Source organism: Neorhizobium vignae (assembly GCF_000732195.1).
GTDB lineage: Bacteria > Pseudomonadota > Alphaproteobacteria > Rhizobiales > Rhizobiaceae > Neorhizobium > Neorhizobium vignae.
The window spans coordinates 29,366-46,155 of record NZ_JNNU01000008.1; the positions used below are offsets into that span (position 1 = coordinate 29,366).

16 protein-coding genes and 3 pseudogenes are annotated in these 16,790 nt (G+C 59.8%); 6 read left to right on the top strand and 13 right to left on the bottom strand.

Features of this window, described 5'->3' with window-relative positions; genetic code table 11:
* Positions 1–72 precede the first annotated feature (72 nt).
* From GQ59_RS14940 to GQ59_RS14960, 4 genes and pseudogenes are all read left to right on the top strand, one after another.
* Positions 73–396 (top strand): annotated as a pseudogene (locus GQ59_RS14940) (YciE/YciF ferroxidase family protein); the annotation flags it as partial.
* Between the two features lie 744 nt (positions 397–1,140).
* Positions 1,141–1,341 (top strand): hypothetical protein, encoded by a 201-nt coding sequence (locus GQ59_RS14950; RefSeq protein WP_244447968.1) that lies wholly within the window; start codon positions 1,141–1,143, stop codon positions 1,339–1,341.
* Positions 1,338–1,664, top strand: coding sequence for a hypothetical protein (locus GQ59_RS14955; protein ID WP_037082578.1), 327 nt, complete (start codon positions 1,338–1,340; stop codon positions 1,662–1,664). The genes GQ59_RS14950 and GQ59_RS14955 overlap by 4 nt, the downstream gene beginning before the upstream one ends.
* Before the next feature lie 1,425 nt (positions 1,665–3,089).
* Positions 3,090–3,344 (top strand): annotated as a pseudogene (locus tag GQ59_RS14960) (class II aldolase/adducin family protein); the annotation flags it as partial.
* An 11-nt stretch (positions 3,345–3,355) separates the two neighbouring features.
* On the opposite strand, the gene GQ59_RS14965 reads toward GQ59_RS14960, so the two are convergent.
* From GQ59_RS14965 to GQ59_RS15000, 8 genes are all read right to left on the bottom strand, one after another.
* Entirely contained in the window at positions 3,356–4,261 is a 906-nt protein-coding gene (locus tag GQ59_RS14965; protein ID WP_037082581.1) for an SMP-30/gluconolactonase/LRE family protein, read from the bottom strand.
* A complete protein-coding gene (locus tag GQ59_RS14970; RefSeq protein WP_037082583.1) occupies positions 4,258–5,292 on the bottom strand; it encodes a 4-hydroxythreonine-4-phosphate dehydrogenase PdxA in 1,035 nt (344 codons plus the stop codon). Before GQ59_RS14970 ends, GQ59_RS14965 begins: the two co-directional genes overlap by 4 nt.
* Positions 5,289–6,407, bottom strand: a complete 1,119-nt coding sequence (locus tag GQ59_RS14975) for an ABC transporter ATP-binding protein (RefSeq protein ID WP_037082584.1) — start codon at positions 6,405–6,407, stop codon at positions 5,289–5,291. Before GQ59_RS14975 ends, GQ59_RS14970 begins: the two co-directional genes overlap by 4 nt.
* Complete coding sequence (locus tag GQ59_RS14980) at positions 6,404–8,347, bottom strand: glycoside hydrolase family 127 protein (RefSeq protein ID WP_037082586.1); 1,944 nt, start codon at positions 8,345–8,347, stop codon at positions 6,404–6,406. The genes GQ59_RS14975 and GQ59_RS14980 overlap by 4 nt, the downstream gene beginning before the upstream one ends.
* Positions 8,348–8,378: 31 nt before the next feature.
* Entirely contained in the window at positions 8,379–9,239 is an 861-nt protein-coding gene (locus tag GQ59_RS14985) for a carbohydrate ABC transporter permease (protein ID WP_037082588.1), read from the bottom strand.
* The gene (locus GQ59_RS14990) at positions 9,239–10,165 is read right to left on the bottom strand and encodes a carbohydrate ABC transporter permease (RefSeq protein ID WP_037082590.1); all 927 of its coding nucleotides are present in this window, start codon (positions 10,163–10,165) and stop codon (positions 9,239–9,241) included. The genes GQ59_RS14985 and GQ59_RS14990 overlap by 1 nt, the downstream gene beginning before the upstream one ends.
* Positions 10,166–10,257: 92 nt before the next feature.
* On the bottom strand, positions 10,258–11,502 hold the full coding sequence (locus GQ59_RS14995) for an ABC transporter substrate-binding protein (RefSeq protein ID WP_037082592.1): 1,245 nt from the start codon (positions 11,500–11,502) through the stop codon (positions 10,258–10,260).
* A gap of 67 nt (positions 11,503–11,569) precedes the next feature.
* A complete protein-coding gene (locus tag GQ59_RS15000) occupies positions 11,570–12,580 on the bottom strand; it encodes a LacI family DNA-binding transcriptional regulator (protein WP_037082594.1) in 1,011 nt (336 codons plus the stop codon).
* A 661-nt stretch (positions 12,581–13,241) separates the two neighbouring features.
* Here GQ59_RS15000 and GQ59_RS31140 point away from each other — a divergent pair.
* Positions 13,242–13,685, top strand: a complete 444-nt coding sequence (locus GQ59_RS31140; protein WP_244447969.1) for an IS110 family transposase — start codon at positions 13,242–13,244, stop codon at positions 13,683–13,685.
* 376 nt (positions 13,686–14,061) lie between these two features.
* Here the strand turns inward: GQ59_RS31140 and GQ59_RS15005 are convergent.
* From GQ59_RS15005 to GQ59_RS33330, 5 genes and pseudogenes are all read right to left on the bottom strand, one after another.
* Positions 14,062–14,839 (bottom strand): annotated as a pseudogene (locus GQ59_RS15005) (SDR family oxidoreductase).
* 350 nt (positions 14,840–15,189) lie between these two features.
* The gene (locus tag GQ59_RS15010) at positions 15,190–15,414 is read right to left on the bottom strand and encodes a hypothetical protein (protein ID WP_037082595.1); all 225 of its coding nucleotides are present in this window, start codon (positions 15,412–15,414) and stop codon (positions 15,190–15,192) included.
* A gap of 139 nt (positions 15,415–15,553) precedes the next feature.
* Complete coding sequence (gene sdhD / locus GQ59_RS15015; protein ID WP_037082596.1) at positions 15,554–15,940, bottom strand: succinate dehydrogenase, hydrophobic membrane anchor protein; 387 nt, start codon at positions 15,938–15,940, stop codon at positions 15,554–15,556.
* Between the two features lie 63 nt (positions 15,941–16,003).
* Entirely contained in the window at positions 16,004–16,186 is a 183-nt protein-coding gene (locus GQ59_RS31145) for a hypothetical protein (protein ID WP_084683167.1), read from the bottom strand.
* A 51-nt stretch (positions 16,187–16,237) separates the two neighbouring features.
* Positions 16,238–16,369, bottom strand: a complete 132-nt coding sequence (locus GQ59_RS33330) for a hypothetical protein (protein ID WP_280114047.1) — start codon at positions 16,367–16,369, stop codon at positions 16,238–16,240.
* Between the two features lie 226 nt (positions 16,370–16,595).
* Between GQ59_RS33330 and GQ59_RS15025 the strand changes: the two genes are divergently transcribed.
* On the top strand, positions 16,596–16,790 hold the full coding sequence (locus tag GQ59_RS15025) for a hypothetical protein (RefSeq protein ID WP_152564355.1): 195 nt from the start codon (positions 16,596–16,598) through the stop codon (positions 16,788–16,790).

A 16,790-nucleotide genomic window follows, 5' to 3' on the forward strand; every position in this document is an offset into this window, starting at 1 on the left:
GCCCGCTTGAACGGCAAGGTCTCGGTTCGGCTGGAGTAGTAGAGAAGTATTGCAGATCGCCCGTCTCGAACAGTGTTCGAGCTCATCGGCAAGCCGGCGCGTGGCAAGACGTGCGAAGCCATCCAGGGCATTCTGGCCAAAGGCGAAGAGATCATGGAGGAATACAAGGGCACCGTTGCACTCGACGCCGGCCTCATCTCCTCGGCGCAAGCCGTCGAGCACTACGAGATGGCGCGCTACGGTACACTGGTCGCATGGGCAAACCAGCTCGGTCTGACCGAGGCAGTGCCGCTCCTCCAGGCGACCCTCGATGGGGAAATTGCTACGGATCAGAAGCTGACCCAACTGGCTGACGCATCGGCAAATCCCAAGGGCAAGACCGTCAAAGCCGCCTGATCAGTTTCGAGTATTACGGGCCGTTGAGAGGCGGCCGTTTCTTCTTGGACATTCGGCTTCAGCTTGCCTGCGCATTGACAAGACTCGGCTTGACCGGCACGCGAAGGGTGAACCGCGTCTCTTTCCGTGACGATGTCACCGACAGAATTCAATCGTGAGATTCAGCAACTTTCGCGGAACAGACTAGCCAAGGTTCTTCTTAGCTCACCAGTTACGTGAGCGGGAACCGCCTTTCGTTTGCACCTTCCGCAAGCGTTTGCGAACCAAAGTTCAAAACCGTGAGGTTTCAGACTTCAAGTTCACTCGACGCGAACCTCGCGCCATGAGTTCGAGATCGAAATCAGCCATGCGCGGTCGTCGGCATGCAGCGGCTCAAAGCTCTCAGGACATTTTGGGCGGAAATTTCGATCTCAAGCAGCACGTCGTCAAAGTCGGTCTCGGCGTAAAGTTCTAAACAAGCAGTCCCCTCCCAAGGATATTGAGCCTCGCGAAAGCGGGGCTCTTTTCGTTCGTCGCTGGTGCTTGACTCTTTGCAACTTCGTGTCAGCTTCCCTGCATGAGCACACGTGATCGCTTCGACCTCCGCAAAGACGGCCAACATACTTGGGAGATATTCGACAGCACCACTGGCAGGACGGTAATCATTGGGGGAAAGCCGTACTGCGACCTGCCGCGAGATAGCGCAGATACGTTCGTCGCCTTCATGAACTCGGTGGGTGTGTTGCCTGACAGGGATACACTGCATTGAACGATAAGCTCATGCGCCGCTTCAGTGCGCGAAAGAACGAAGACGGTACTGACTACTGGACCGTCTACGACGTCTCCACCGGTTTACCAGCCGTGGTAAACGGAACGACGCTTGATGCACTCGGAATGGAAGAGGCCGATGATTTAGCCGACCTCCTGAACGCGCAATACACGAGGCGCGGAGGCACAGCTCAATGAGTTCGACGAACGACTTCATTGCAGAACTGGTCCGGGCCGCGAATAAGGTCGAGAAACTCCGCGGAGAAGAAGCTCGCCGCCTACTCAACCGCTGGATAATGACGATTCGCGACATGCGAGAGACAATCGGGATACCTCGCAGCAACACGGCGGCCGACGTCGTGATCGACCTGCAGACGACAGCTGTGGCCCTCGGCTTGGGTAACCGATCGCCCGATCAGGTCAAGGCTGCCCTGCTGGATGCCGCCGGAATAATTCGAGACCTGCACATCGCGCTGAATACGAGGACGGAAATTCCGCTCGAGGAACCGCCGAAGCGTTAGGCCTCCTCAAGGAGGTGGTCGCATAGCGGAACTATCGCAAAGTCAGATTGTTACTGACCTACGCACAATCGAGGCACGCGGCAATCATGAGTCCTACTCCAAAAAAGCCATTCGGCAAAACCTCAGCTCCCGTCACGGAAAGCCAGATCGAGGTGAGGCAAGGCCGAAGCGGACGACCGGTCCTAATCGTGTTAATATGTGGATTGGCGCTTGCGATAGTCGCGTGGGGAGCCGCTGAGTGGTGGGGCGAGGCCACTGATGCGCCGGCTGAGAACACTGCCACTTCTCCCGCCGGCAGCAACGTTCCCGCCGCGCAAAACCAGACACCGTCAAATAGTGCCGCACCTGTAACGGGGGGCAATACCGCACCGGCCGACCGGAGCACGCATCCGCAAAGCGGGACTGGCGGACCATCTCCGACGAATGCTCCATCGGGGAGCACGACGGAAACTCCTCGGCCTTAATATCCCCCGTAGAAGCCGGTGTCCCATGAGTTGGCAGAAGGCCTACATGGAGGCCCACAAGAAAAAAGCCCCGCAGCCGGTTAAGGCTACGGGGCTTTTCAAATTGAGCTGATCAGCAACGGTTAGCTTGATTGGCGGCGCCGTTCGATCCGGAGTTTGAAGCTGGTCCCCCGGCCGAACCCTGTTGCGTGGGGGTGGTTACGCAGCCGGAATTGGTGCTGCCCGCGTTGTTGGCGTTCCCACCGCTGGATCCGGTAGTATTGGTACCCGTGGTAGCTCCTTGAGCTCCGGCCGTACCGGTTCCGTTGCCGCTCGAACCTGCGGCTGCGCCCGCCGCACTGCCGGTTCCGGAAGAACCGGCCCCTGAACCGCCTGTTGCGCCCTGGGCGAAAGCAGACGTTGCAAGGCCGAACGCAAGAGCACTCACTGTCAGAATTCTCAACATGTCGTTTCCTCTGGTTTGCGTGTAGCTCGGTGCGAACCGTCCACCTCGAAAGAAGTTCCCACCCGAGGCTAACGATCTGCCTTCGGTGGCTTTAGACGCTGTCTTGACTCCAACGAACATCCTGTCAGTTTCCGGACATGAACACGCGATCGCTGCGACCTCCGCAAAGATAGCGAACATACCTGGGAAATATTCGACACCACCAATGGCCGTGCTGTGGCTTTCCGGGGCGAGCCCTTTTGCGGCCTACCGCAAGACTGTGCTGATACCTTGGCCGACTATATGAACTCGACGGGGATGGTGCCCGATTGGGACACACTGCATTGAGCGCTACAAACGACTTCATTGCCGAGTTGATCCGAGCTGCCAATCAAATTGAAAACTTGACGGCGCTGGAGAAGAACCGGCTGCTGGATCGGGCCGCTAGGGTCTTGCGGGAGATGCGAGAGCAGATTGGCATCCCGACCACCCGCACCGGTGGCGACGCACTCGTAGAGATTCAAGTGGTGGCGGCGGCGCGTCGGTCGCCTGCCGCTGGTGCCTTATTTCCCGCCGGGCGACAGAGCCTTGGCCGAGGCGGTCAAGCTGAAAGCACGCGACAACCATGCGGTCCTGCTGGCAAATCACGGACCGGTCGTTGCCGGCAAGACCTTGCGGGAAGCTCAATATGCGACCGAAGAACTCGAGGAAACAGCCAAGCTGTTCCTGATGCTGCGGGGCAGTCCGATCCGGCCTTTGACCGAAGTACAGGCAGGTTCGCTCAGGCCGTGACCGGCCCCGCCTCAGCCCTGTCGAAGCGCTCCCTGCGTCCTGACATCGATGGCGTAGAGCGACGTCGAGGCGGTGATGAAGATACGGTCGCGGTTGGGGCCGCCGAATGTGCAGTTGGCGATGATTTCGGGCACAAGGATCTTGCCGAGCCGGCAGCCGTCCGGCGCGTAGACCTGGATGCTGTCATGTGAGGACGTGAAGAGATTGCCGTGGATATCGATCCGGAACCCGTCCGAGGCGCCGGGTCGGACATCGCAGAAGACCCGGCTGCGTGCCAGAATTCGGCCATCCACCACGTCAAGCACCCGGATATGCCGCGGCCCGCCAGGAGTGTGCGAAAAGCCGGTGTCCGAGACGTAGAGCAGGCTTTCATCGGGCGAAAACGCCAGGCCGTTCGGCTTTTCGAAATCATCGGCAACGATCTGCAAATCGTTTGTGGCCGGATCGAAACGATAGACGTGGCAAGCACCGATTTCACTCTCGGCTTTGACGCCTTCGTCATCGGACAGGATACCGTAGGAAGGGTCGGTGAACCAGATCGTCCCATCAGACTTGACCACGACGTCGTTGGGGGAGTTCAAGCGCTTCCTCCGATAGCGATCAACAAGCGTCACGATCGTTCCGTCGCGTTCGGTCCGGCTGATGCGGCGGCCCGAATGCTCGCAGGATACCAGCCGGCCTTCGCAATCTCGCGTGTGACCATTGGCGTGGTTGGACGGCTGGCGAAACACACTACCGCTGGTGTCGGGGTGCCAGCGTAGCATCCGATTGTTCGGGATATCGCTCCACGTGACGCTGCCGTCCTCCCACCAGACCGGTCCCTCGCTCCATACGGCACCTGTCCAGAGCCTTTCGAGCACGGCGTCCGAATCGACCAGCGTCCGCATGCGCGGATCTTCAATGACGACGACACTCATGCGCTGCGGCCTCGATTTTTCGCCGCGGTGGCCATTCGGGCAGCCAGCAGCACGGCCTCCTCGCTGGCGCGCGGATTGGCAATACCCTTGCCGGCAATATCGTAGGCCGTGCCGTGGGCGGGCGTGCAGACGGGAAAGGGCAGCCCCCCGAGCATGGTCACGCCGCGATCGAAGCCGATCAGCTTCATCGCGATCTGGCCCTGGTCGTGATACATGGTCAGCACCGCGTAATATCCGTCCCTGAGCGCCGTCAGAAAGACGGTGTCGGCGGGATGAGGGCCTGAGACATCGTAACCCTCGGCAGCAGCCGCTTCGACTGCGGGAGCGATGATATCGATCTCCTCCATGCCAAAACTGCCGCCGTCGCCCGCATGAGGATTGAGGCCCGCCACGAGCAGGCGCGGCTTTTCGACGCCTGACTGTTTCAGGCAATCCACGGTGAGCCGGATCTCGGCGAGGATCGCCTCGCGCGACAGACTGGCCGCGACATCCTTCAACGGAATATGCGAGGTGACGCGGGCATTCCACACGGTATCGAGGACGTTGAACTCCTTTACCCTTCCGGCCAGCTGCAACAGCTCCTGGATGAAGCGGCTTTCGTCGCCATAGCCCGGATGGGCGAAGCGCATCGCCTTCTTGTTCAGCGGCGTATAGCAGAGGCCGGCCACGTGGCCGGCCTCTGCTAGCCGCAGAGCAAACGAGAAATTCTCGACGGCAAAGCGCCCGCCCACGGGCGTCGCCTCGCCGCTGGTTATAGTTGCCGGATCGAGATTGTGAAGGTCGATCAGGACCGGGCTGCGAGCCGGCTCTATCGCGCCGCTTTCCACCGTGTCGATGTCGAGCGCCAATCCCGCCGCCTTGGCACCGGCTTCAAGAATTCGGCGGTCGCCGATCACCACCAGGCGCGCCGCGGCGGCGATCCTTGGCGATACGATCAGCCTGGCTGCAAGCTCCGGACTGATCCCGGCCGGATCGCCCATGGCGAGCGCTACCAGGGGACGTTCGCCGGCGTCGTCGACTTTCACATTCATGGCGTCGCACCCTCATGAAGCGCGGCCGGGCGCAACCGTCGGCCATCTGCCGCAAACAGCCTCAGGCACTCGGGCGCGCAGCTCAGCCACGCTTCTTCACCCGGTGAAAAGTCGCGTCCGTCGCGCTGTTCGACGGTGACCATCTCACCGTTCGGAAGGAAGCAATAGAGGTAGCGGGTGCTGCCGAGATATTCGGAGAAATCGACCTTCACGCGCAACGCATCCTCCCTGCGATCTCCCAGCATCAGATGTTCGGGGCGGATACCGAGCTTGACGGGGTCCCCTTCAGACAAGCCCGTCAGGGGTTGCTGCAGTGGAATGACCGCCTCGGCCACTCCGATACGGTTCCCGGGCAGATAAATCGCATCGACTAAGTTCATGCGAGGTGAGCCGATGAAGCCGGCAACGAAAAGATTGTTGGGATCTTCGTAGACTTCGCGTGGCGTGCCAACCTGTTCGATGACGCCATCCTTGAGGACGACGATGCGATCCGACAGCGTCATCGCCTCCGTCTGGTCGTGGGTGACGTAGATCATGGTGTTGCCGAGTTCGCGGTGCAGCCTGGCGATCTCGATGCGCATGCTGACCCGCAGCTCCGCATCCAGATTGCTGAGCGGCTCGTCGAACAGGAATGCAAGCGGCTTGCGGACGATGGCGCGGCCGATCGCCACGCGCTGGCGCTGTCCGCCGGACAGTTGCCCGGGCCGGCGCTCGAGCAGCGGTTCGATCTTGAGGATCTGGGCGGCCGCCTGGACCTGAAGCTCGATCTCGTCGCGCGGGGTCTTGGCCATTTCGAGTCCGAAGGACAGGTTTTCCCGGACGTTCATATGGGGATAAAGCGCGTAGGACTGGAAGACCATCGCGATCCCGCGCCTTGATGGATCGAGATCCGTCACATCGCGACCGGCGATGAGAATGTCGCCAGATGTCACATCTTCAAGGCCCGCGATCATGCGCAGCAGCGTGGACTTGCCGCAGCCGGATGGCCCGACGAAGACGACGAACTCGCCGCCTTCGATCGTCAGGTCCAGGCCGTGGATAACATCGACCGCTCCAAAACTTTTCCTGACGTCGCGAAGCTCGATCTTCGCCTTTTCCTGTGCGGACCCAGTCATTTCTGCGCCCTGACCCAGACGAGCATCTCGCCGGGCTCCCGGTTGTCCCACAGGTAGTATGGCAGGAAACGCGCCGTCGTGTCCTGAAGCGTTGGCTTGCCGGTGTCGTACAGCTTGCCGTGCCAGTCGCTCCAAACCTCCCGCTTCGCCTTCACGTCGATCGCCACGGCCTTGTCGAACCCGTGGATGGATGCCGTATCGGCCTCGCTGACATCCCTGGTCAGGATCAGGGAGTGCAGCCCCTTATCGTTGTCGATTTCCTCCGCGCAGTAGATCATCGGGCCACGCGCCAAGGCGACGCGGCCGATATCGGCCCTGACCGCCGGATTGGCGTGCAAGGCGCGCACGTCCATCGGGAGATCGAGAACAACCGTTTCGCCGCCCTTCCACAGGCGATCGATCCGCAGATAGCCCTTGTCCTCGACCGCCGCTGCATCGATGACCTCGCCGTCGACGGACAGCCTTGCCTCGCCGCACCAGCCCGGCATGCGCAATGCCAGCCTGAACGAGGCAGGAGCATCGACTCCGATCGTCATCGCGATACGGCCGTCCCAGGGATAGTCGGTGCGCTGGGCAATCGTGACCACCGTGGAGCCCAGCGCCAGTCGGGCGGTACTGTCGCCATAAAGATGGACCGCCAGTTCATTGGACGAGACGCCGTACATGTAGCTGCCGATCGCGGCCACGGTGCGGGCAATATTCGGCGGGCAGCAGGGGCAGCGATGCCATGTCCAGCGATGATGGCCGCCGTTGCTTTCGAGCGGATTGTCGTAGAAGAACGTGGCGCCGTCGGCAGCAAGACCGGAAAGGGCGCCGTTATAGAGCGCCTGTTCCATGATGTCGGCATAAAGCCGGTCGGGACCGCGTCCCAGCATCCGGCTCGCCCACATGACCAGCCCAACGGCAGCGCAGGTCTCGGCATAGGCATTGTGGTTCGGCAGGTCGTAGTAATCGGTGAAGCCTTCGTTGCTTGCAGCCGGGCCGATGCCGCCTGTGACATACATCTGCTTGGTGGTGAGGTCGTCCCACAGGATCTTCAGCGCATCGGTGAGGCTGTCGTCGCCAAACTCGGTGGCGACATCCGCCATGCCGGAATAGAGATACATGGCGCGCACCGCATGGCCGATGACCTTTGTCTGCTGCCGGACCGGCAGGTGCGACTGGTTGTATTCATAGGTCCGGTGGCGGAACTGCTTCGGGTCCGCCCCGCGCTCCGCCGCCTCCACATCGAAATAGTGCGGCTGCTGGCCGCGCTGCTCGATGAAGAAGCGGGCAAGATCGAGATATCTCTGCTCGCCGGTCGCCCGGCCGAGCCGGATCAGGGCCAGTTCGATCTCTTCATGGCCGCAATAGCCCGGCTTCTGGTTCGGCTGCGGTCCGAACATCCGGTCGATATGGTCGGCATAGCGGCACATCACGTCGAGGAGCTTGTGCTTGCCGGTCGCATGGAAATAGGCGACGGCAGCCTCGATGAGATGACCCGCGCAATAGAGTTCGTGATGGTCGCGCAGGTTGAGCCAGCGCTTGCCGGGCTGCATGCGGATGAACCATGAGTTCAGGTAGCCGTCCGGCAATTGCAGCCTGTGGAACATGTCGATGATAGCATCGGTCTTGGCTTCGAGATCGGGATTGGGCTTGCGGTAGAGCACATAGGCCGCCGCCTCGATCACCTTTGCGACATCCGAATCCCAGAACATCTGGACATTGACCGTATCGGGCGAACCGTCGGAGCGCAGGTGGTAGGGCAGCCGCAGTTCGGGCACCGGCCTGTCGGGATCGATCTGGTCGAACATGCCCGCCGCGACGCAGCGATCGTAGAGGATCATGACGGTCTTGTCGGCGATCGCGTCGATGCGCTCCCCCCAGAAACCGCGCACGTCGACATCGGGGACTGCGGGCGGGCGAAAGCCGGATACACTTGCTTTATTGAGATATGTCATGGGTCGAAGATCCGTTTGATTTCTGGTTGCTTTACTTGACGGCGCCCGCGGTCAGGCCGCGGATGTAGTAGTGCTGCAGTCCGAGGAAGAGCACGAGGCATGGCGCCATCATCAGCGTCACACCCGACTGCACCGCACCCCAGTCGATCGTGCCGAACTGGCCCGAACGCACGGCCGCCATCAGCACCGGGAGGGTGTATTTGTTCTGGTCGGTGAGCAGGATCAGCGCCGCCAGGAATTCGTTCCAGGATGCGAGGAAGGCGAAGATCGCGACCGTGACGACGCCCGGCAGCACCAGCGGCAGCATGATGCGATAGAGGACGGCGAAGATCGAAGCCCCGTCCACGCGGGCCGCATCCTCGATCTCCTTCGGCACCGCATCGAACGCGTTGCGCATCATGAATATCGAGAACGGCAATTGCAGCGTCACATAAACCAGGACGATACCGGTCAAGGTATTCTGCAGCCCGAGCTTGGTCAGGATCAGGAACAGCGGCGTCAGAATGGACTGAAACGGGATCATGACAGTCGAGATGATTAGAACGAACAGCATGTTTTTGAACGGAAAATGAAACCGCGAGAAGCCGTAGCCCGCCAGCAGGCTGACGGTGACGGACGCCACCACGGTTGCAAGGGCCACCGTCAGGCTGTTGCCCGCATAGGTCCAGATGCCCGAACCATATTTCGCAAGGTTTTCATAGCTCTGCACGCTGAAGCCGTCGACCGGCCATGGCGGCAGCGGCGGTTGCCTAGCTTCGACGGAAGGCTTGAAGCTGACGAGCACGCTCCAGGCAAGCGGCGCCAGGAAAAGAAAGGCGGCGACGATGCCGAAGCCGTTATAGCGCAGGGAGGCGTATAGATGGCGCGCTGACGCGCTGCGGCGAGCGGACATTACATGCCCTCCGGGGTGCGCAGCAGCCGCAGCTGTACAACGCTGATGAAGACGAGGATGACCAGCAGGACCATGGAAAGTGCGGCGCCGTATCCGAGGCGGAAGGAGCCGAAGGACTGGCTGAATATCCAGTAGACCGCCGTCACCGTGCGGTTCTGCGGCCCGCCATCGGCAATGATGTAGAACTGGTCGAAGGCCAGCATGGAGCCCGAAACGGAAAGAATGAGCGCAAGCGCGATCGTGCGACGCATAAGGGGAAGCGTGATCCGGCGAAACCGCTGCCACGAGGAGGCGCCGTCGATACGGGCGGCCTCCTGCACCTCAGTCGAGATGCCCTGCAGGCCGGTCAGCAGGATGATCATGTTGAAGCCGGCGGTTTTCCAGACGACCATGATGATAATCGACCAGAAGGTCGTGTCAAAATCGGCCAGCAGGTTGATGCGTTTCGCCATCAAACCCAGATATTCGGCGGCTGGAGAGAAAAGCCCAGAATCGACATCGAGAAGCCATGCCCAGAGCAGGCTGGCAGAGCCGAACCCGACGACCACGGGCAGGAAAAAAGCGGTGCGATAGAATTTCGTGAACCGGTGAGCCTTGTCGGCGAACAGGGCCAGAGGAAAGGCAACAGCGAAGATCGCAATGGTGACGACCACGGTGTAGTAGACAGTGAAGCGCATCGAAGACCAGAACTGCGCGTCCTGCGTCAGCCTGACATAGTTATCGATGCCGATGAACCGTGGCCGGCCGAGCAAGGGCCAGTTGTGCAGCGACATCCAGAAAGCCATTCCAAGCGGAATGACGAAGAAGGTGGCGACCAGGATCAGTGCCGGAGCGATGAAGAGAAGCCCGGCAAACTGCTTGCGCCGATTCCTCACGCTTTTGCGGCGGATGGGCGCGCCATCATGGATTTTCTGTGAATTGATCATTGGCTCTCGTCCATTGGTATCCCGGGCCGGCCCGGACGGAAGATCCCGCGCGGGCCGGCAGCCAAAGCTGGGAGAGATCTCCCGGACGTGTATCAATCGGCTTCGTCGAGGATGGCCTGCATCGCTGCCTGGGCCTTGGTGACCGACCCCTTGACGTCATCACCGAAAAACACCTCGTTCAGCATCTGCTTCCATGGACCGGTGCTGCTGTTGATGATGTCGTTGTAGACGGGCGATGACGGGGTGCGGCCGATCTTCAAGGCTTCCGTTGCCACCTGATAGCGCTGGTCCAGCGACTTGACCGCTTCGGCGGCGACATCGTCGCGGGTGGGCAGACTGCCGAGCTTGGCGAGGAGCGTCTGTCCCTCAAGCGAGTAGACGAATTCCAGGAACTCTTTTGCCGCCGGCGCATTGTCGCGGCCCGCGGTGACCACGAAATTGTCGCCGCCGCCGAACGAGGCCTTGCCACCGTCCTTGCCGGGGATGAAGGTGACGCCGAACTCCACTGTGGGATAGTTCTTGACCAGATTGCCGATCGCAAAAGCCCCGATGGGGGACAGGCCGATCTTGTCGGTGGCAAAACCGCCAAAGAAGTTCTTGCCCGAGTCCGTCTTAGCGCTCTCCGGCACGTAGCCTTTCGCGACCAGATCACGATAGAAGTTGATCGCATCGTACATCTGGGGCGAATCGAGCGTCGCGCGTTTCCCGCCGTCGACCAGGATGTCGCCGCCGGAAGCCCAGATCAGCGGCATGAAGGTGAAGGCGTTGCAGCCGCCGCACGCGCCTGCGAAGTAGAAGCCGCGGATATCGCCGCCGAGCGCGTTGACCTTGCTTGCGGCCGCTTCGATCTCCGCCCAGTTGGTCGGTCCCTTTTCGGGGTCAAGACCGGCCTGTTTGAACAGTTTCTTGTTCCAGAGAAGGACCGAGGCGTCAGCCGACATCGGCATCGCATAGATGCGCCCCTCGAAGGTTCCGGTACCGATATGGGCCTTCGAGAGATGCTCGAAATACGGCAGGCTTTTCGCCACGTCGGTCAGGTCTTCCAGTGCACCGGACTTTGCAAAGGCTGGGCCGTAGACGAGGTCAAGTGAAACGAAATCCGGGGCCGAACCGCCAGCTGCCGCGGTCGCATATTTCTGCACCATTTCCGCCGAAGGCACGATCTGCAGTTCTATCTGCGTCTTGTGCGACGCGTTGAACGCGTCGATCAATGCCGGCATGAATGCCTCGCTGCTGGAGCGCGACCACATGGTCAGCTTTTCCTGCGCGAACGCGGATGTCGATAGTGTAGTCGCCAGTGCGGTGGCAGCAAGTGCCACGATCTTGAGCAGCTTCATGATTAGGTCTCCTCCCTAAAAAGCCGTTATCGGATTGGTTTGGCCTGTTATTCCCTTTGCCAAGTCGTCATGAGCCGCGAACCACCAGCGTGCACGGCAACTTCCAAAGCCCCTGTTCGACGGCTTCGCCGTTCACAAGACGCAGGAGCGCCTGTCCGGCCTGTCGTCCGAGTTCCTTCAAATTCATGTCCACGGTGGTAAGCGGCGGCCGGGTTTGTTCGGCGACAATCTCCCAATTGTCGAAACCGACAACCGACACCTGGGCGGGGACGCCCACCCCCCGCTCGCGTAATGCATCGATTACACCGCGGGCGATCTGGTCGTTGCCGCAGAATATCCCGTCCGGTTGCGCGTCCCCCGACCACAGCATCGCCACCGCCTCGTGACCCCACCGCTCGGACCAGTCGCCTTGCAGAATAGCTGCATCGGACACAGGCAGGCCTGCACGGTCCAGCGCCTCTGAGAAGGCAGCGGCACGCTCCTGAACCACTCGAAAAGCTCCCGGCCCGGTGATGTGGACGATCCGCTGGCGCCGCTCCGCAATGAGGTGCTGTACGGCCTCATCCGCGCCCTGCCGATCGTTCGGCAGCAGCGTCACCGCATCGGCCGGCCCTGCAGTCAGCGCATAGACGACAGGAACCGACAGTTTCGAAAGATCCACCGGCAGCGGCTTATCGATCCGCTTGCCGGTCGCAATGATGCCGTCGACCTGCTTGTCCAGCATGGCATCCACGTGAATCTTGGCGAGTTCGGGATTGTCCTCCACGGTACACAGGAAGACCGATACGCCATGATCGATCAGACCCTCAGAGATACCGGCCATCACCGGAAGGGTAAATCGGCCGTATGTGTCATTGGTTAGCAGCCCGACGGTAAAGCTGCGCTTGCTGGTTAGGCTTTTCGCCAAAACGTTCGGCCGGAAACCCATTTCCTGAGCCACGCGTCTGATGCGGGCGCGGGTATCAGCAGACATGCGGCCGGTATCGTTCAGCGCCTTGGATGCAGTCGCGATACTCACGCCCGCTGCGGCGGCGACGTCATGGAGGGTGACCCTCCCAGCAAAATCCACGCCTGCCAAACCGTATCTCCGTTTGAGAAACCGTTTTCTCAAAACAATATACCGCACATTCTCAGATGAGAAAAGGGTTTCTCAGAAATATCTTCCGTTGGGGGTGAATAGGATGTCCGACGCACATATTTGGCGATTGTCTCCGCCGCGCCGATCGGCTCCTGAAAGTTCTTCGCCGCCTCGACAAGGTCCGGAGTGCGCAACGATACGATGGGTTCTGCCATCCGCCCAAACAGTTGATCCGACGTCGGCCGATCTCCGGGCCGTACCGCAGTGTTAACGGTGCCCGTGGCATTGCGGAAAGTTCACGGACAGTGTCGACACCCATGACACGCAACCCGTGGATTGTGTCGGGCGCAAGCCGCAGACAGTGGATTGGTAGGCCGGTGACCGATTTCTCAACACCACCCACCGGAACGACGGTCGTTTCCGGGGCCAGAACAAGATTAGTGCGAAATCGTACGCTAGCCGCGAAGGTGATGCTCGAGATCGATATGCATCCCCAAAACTGGGTTCTAAATTGCATTTCACCCTGAAACTTCGTATTTCAGCACAGGCGGCAAACTACGGAAAACATGCACGAATTCGGTTAGACCAGATGAGCGATTTTTGGCGGCAAAGCCGCTAGGTTTTCCTTGCTGAGCCAATATTGGTTTCGAAGGGAAAAGCCATGGAGAAAATAGTTTATGTAGGCCTCGACGTTCATGCTGACACGATAGCTGTCGCCATTGCTGACGACGGTCGGAATCGAGAGATCCGATTTCACGGTGTGATTGAAAATACTGCAGATAGTGTTCTACGTCTCACCAAGCGGCTTGTTGCCGCAAACACCCAACCCATCTTCTGCTATGAAGCAGGCCCATGCGGATACGGTCTGCATCGCTTGCTCACGAAGCTTGGATTTGATTGTGCTGTCGTCTCTCCGGCCATGATCCCTCGTCGTGCAGGCGACCGGATCAAAACCGATCGACGCGATGCGGAAATGCTGGCGCGGCTGTGGCGAGCAGGCGAATTGACCCCGGTCTGGACACCGGATGACACCAATCGCTGCAAGATGGGCAACCCTTCGATCACTGCCCGGAACGTTCCTGCTGACGTGAAAGAGCCGACATGAAGCTCGTAGATGACGCTCTCTTCCCAGGGACGTCCCGACCAGTCATGGGCTTTCCATTCGAATGAGGTGAGATCGACGACTTCACTCGGGCCATGGACGTCTTCAGGCTGATGGCGAGATGCCGGGTCCGGCACTTCGGACCCGTTCGGCAACATGAATCTATAACGGATGCCTGGCCCGACACCATCAACGTGACAACGATGCCATCCGTCGTCGCTACGCTCCATTGATGGAGGTTGGTTTCCCTCGATTATGAGAGAGACGTCTTCTACCAGGGGAGCCCAGATCCGGAACTCCACCCCATCCTCCAACACAAGCGGTCCAAATGCGTAGTCTGTCAAAACGTCACCTTCTTTATCTCGAATGATATCCGTACCTAGCGGAGTAGACCTTGACCGCCGTCGACCCAGATCGGAGAGCCGGTAATGTGCCGGGATCTTTCCGACGCCAGGAAGACGATGACTTCGGCGACGTCTTCGCTTCGGCCCGGACGCCCACCGGTGATGGGAACCTGCCCGTCGGGCCAAACGACCGGTATCGCCGTCTCGTCTTCTCCTCTAAGCTTGGTATTCGCCTCGATATTCGTCTCGATCTCACCGGGGCACACGGCATTGATTCGAATCTGGTGGCGCGCCAGCTCCAGCGCGAGTTGCTGCACCATTGCGACCTGCCCCGCTTTAGTGGCCGTGTACGCCGTCGCGCCTGGGGTCGTAAATGTCCTCGTCCCGTTGATCGAAGACACAACAATCATTGAGCCGCCGCCCGAGTGCTTAAGCTCGGGCACGGTCGTGCGGATCGTCAAAAACGTGCCAGTAAAGATTGACCGAGATCGTGTCGTTCCATTCCGATAGCTTCAGATCGTCTATCGGCGCCCATACGCCGTTGATGCCGGCGTTGGCGACAACAACATCGAGCCTCCCATACTGCTTTACGAGCTGGGCCACGGCCGCAGACATCTGTTCTTCGACAGATATATCGGCGAGGAGCGAAATCGCGTCGCCGTCAGCGTCCGCAATTTCCTCGACAACTGATGCAATCTCATCCTGAGTGTGGCCCAGCGCGTCGATCTTGTATCCCTCCCTGGCGAGTGCGAGCGCAGCGGCTTTGCCAATACCCGAACCAGCTCCGGTGACGAGAGCAACGGCTGACTTCATCATGAACTCCTTGGGATGAAAGAGGATCTGAAAACCTTCGGCCTCGATGCGAGTTCCGGACGCAACGAAGGTAACTCTACCTGCCGCCGATCTGAACCCAAAGCAGCGTCCATCGCTCGTCCGGATCAGCGCAAGATTTGTAATATCCTTGCCCGTCTGACTGCATCAGCAGGGTGCGGGCTATGATCTCTCTGGAAGGAGAGGCTCCAGGAAGGCCGGAGCTATCCAGGAAGCTCTCGAGCTCCGCTAAGCTGCCAATCTTCTCGGTATCGGGCCTACCGGGTGCGGATATTTTCTAGGCGTATAACCAGGCGTATAAGTTGATGCCTGCATCTGTTGAGTATCCCGCGCTACTCACCGATGGCGTCTGATCCGGGGCCGAACTCATTCCTTGCTCTCTTAGCGTCTGGAATGGCAGACACGAAGGTGCTCGAGCGCCCCTTCGAGACGTAGACATCGCCTTGGGCACCTGCCCGGCTCATGTCGACTTTCTCGAGGTTCAGTGACTTCGCCTTTTTCCCAGCCAATGCGATCGCCGGCGTCGGGAAGGATTTCTGGTCATCATTTTTAGACATTAGGGCCTCACGACAATGTTGGCCGGGCTAACCTGCCCACCAGCTTGAAGTTCCAACCGGAGCAGGTGTGTCTTGAAGCGTACCGAAATCGGCGGTCCCGCAAACCGGGGGCAGTAAGCATAGCCGTCATTGCCTCCGCTCACGGCGAGCGAGCGTGCTCGAACATCATCAGCAACATGGCAAAGATGCAGACGATGCAGATGCCCCAACTGAACATCGAACTTGCAAATATCAAGGCCAGCTTCCGATGCCCGCTATGAACATAGTCCTCGATAATAGTGCGCATACCGATATCCATATGGAGTGCGGTCAAGATAATGAACGCCGCCAGCGGCGGACCGACCCAGAAGGTGGATATCGAGTCGACCACGAACTGCCGTTCGCGCCCGAACAGGTAGATCCCAACCCCTATCATGTAAGGGGTCAAGATCCCCAGCGCGACACCGGAGGCCTGTTTCAGAACATAGGTTCTGGTTCCCCCCTTCGCCGATCCCAATCCTCTGACGCGCCCCAATGGTGTGGTCATTACAGCAGCCTCCTGTTTTCCATGGCTCTCGCGCAGCACGCCGGTTGTATGCGGCGCGCCGGTCTAGCGGTCCTGCTGATAACTCTGGTGGGTCGTGTTGACCTTGCTGTTGCTCTGCTTCCCCATCTTATCGGGATTGTCCGCCGGATCTTTCGTGGATTTCAGATTGGCCGGCTGGTCTGGCGACGAACCGGTTCCTTTCGGGCTGCGATTTTCGTCTGGAACGGGCGGAGGTCTGCTACTCATGTCTTCACCTATCAAGCTGGATCTTTGTTGGCTTCATGATCATGAAGCTGTTCAGTCTGGATTGCGAAGCTGTTCAGTCTGGATTGCCTTGCCGTCCGACCCCCGTTCGCGCGAGTGCTGCGCCTTGTCGCGGTTGGAAAGCACCATGTTTTCCGGAAGGACGTCCTGGTCGAGTTCCGTCATCGCCCCTGTTCCGTCCCCCTTGCCTCGCGATCCAGAACCGATGTGCTTTCGATCAGCGTTTGCCATATTGAACTCCTTTGGTGATTGGCCGCGCTAACTCGCCGGGACATGCAAAGTTTCCGAGACCTTCGAATTTTCCAATCTGGGGCAAATCCATCGAGAACCAAGGGAACTCCCGCGAGGCTTATCCGTTCGATCGACCTCAACAGGAGGATCTGAAATGGCAATCAACGAGCCAAAGCCCGGTGCGGCTGGCACCACCGATCAGTCACCACGGTGGGAGGGACCCGAAGAAACGAGGCCGCGCGGCTATTTGCCGGCAGTGGATGACCCCGACACAGATCGTGATGCGGTCGGAGAGAACAACGCCGATCCCTCACGGGAAAAGGTGACCGACGCCGGCAAAACGAAAGGAGATTGA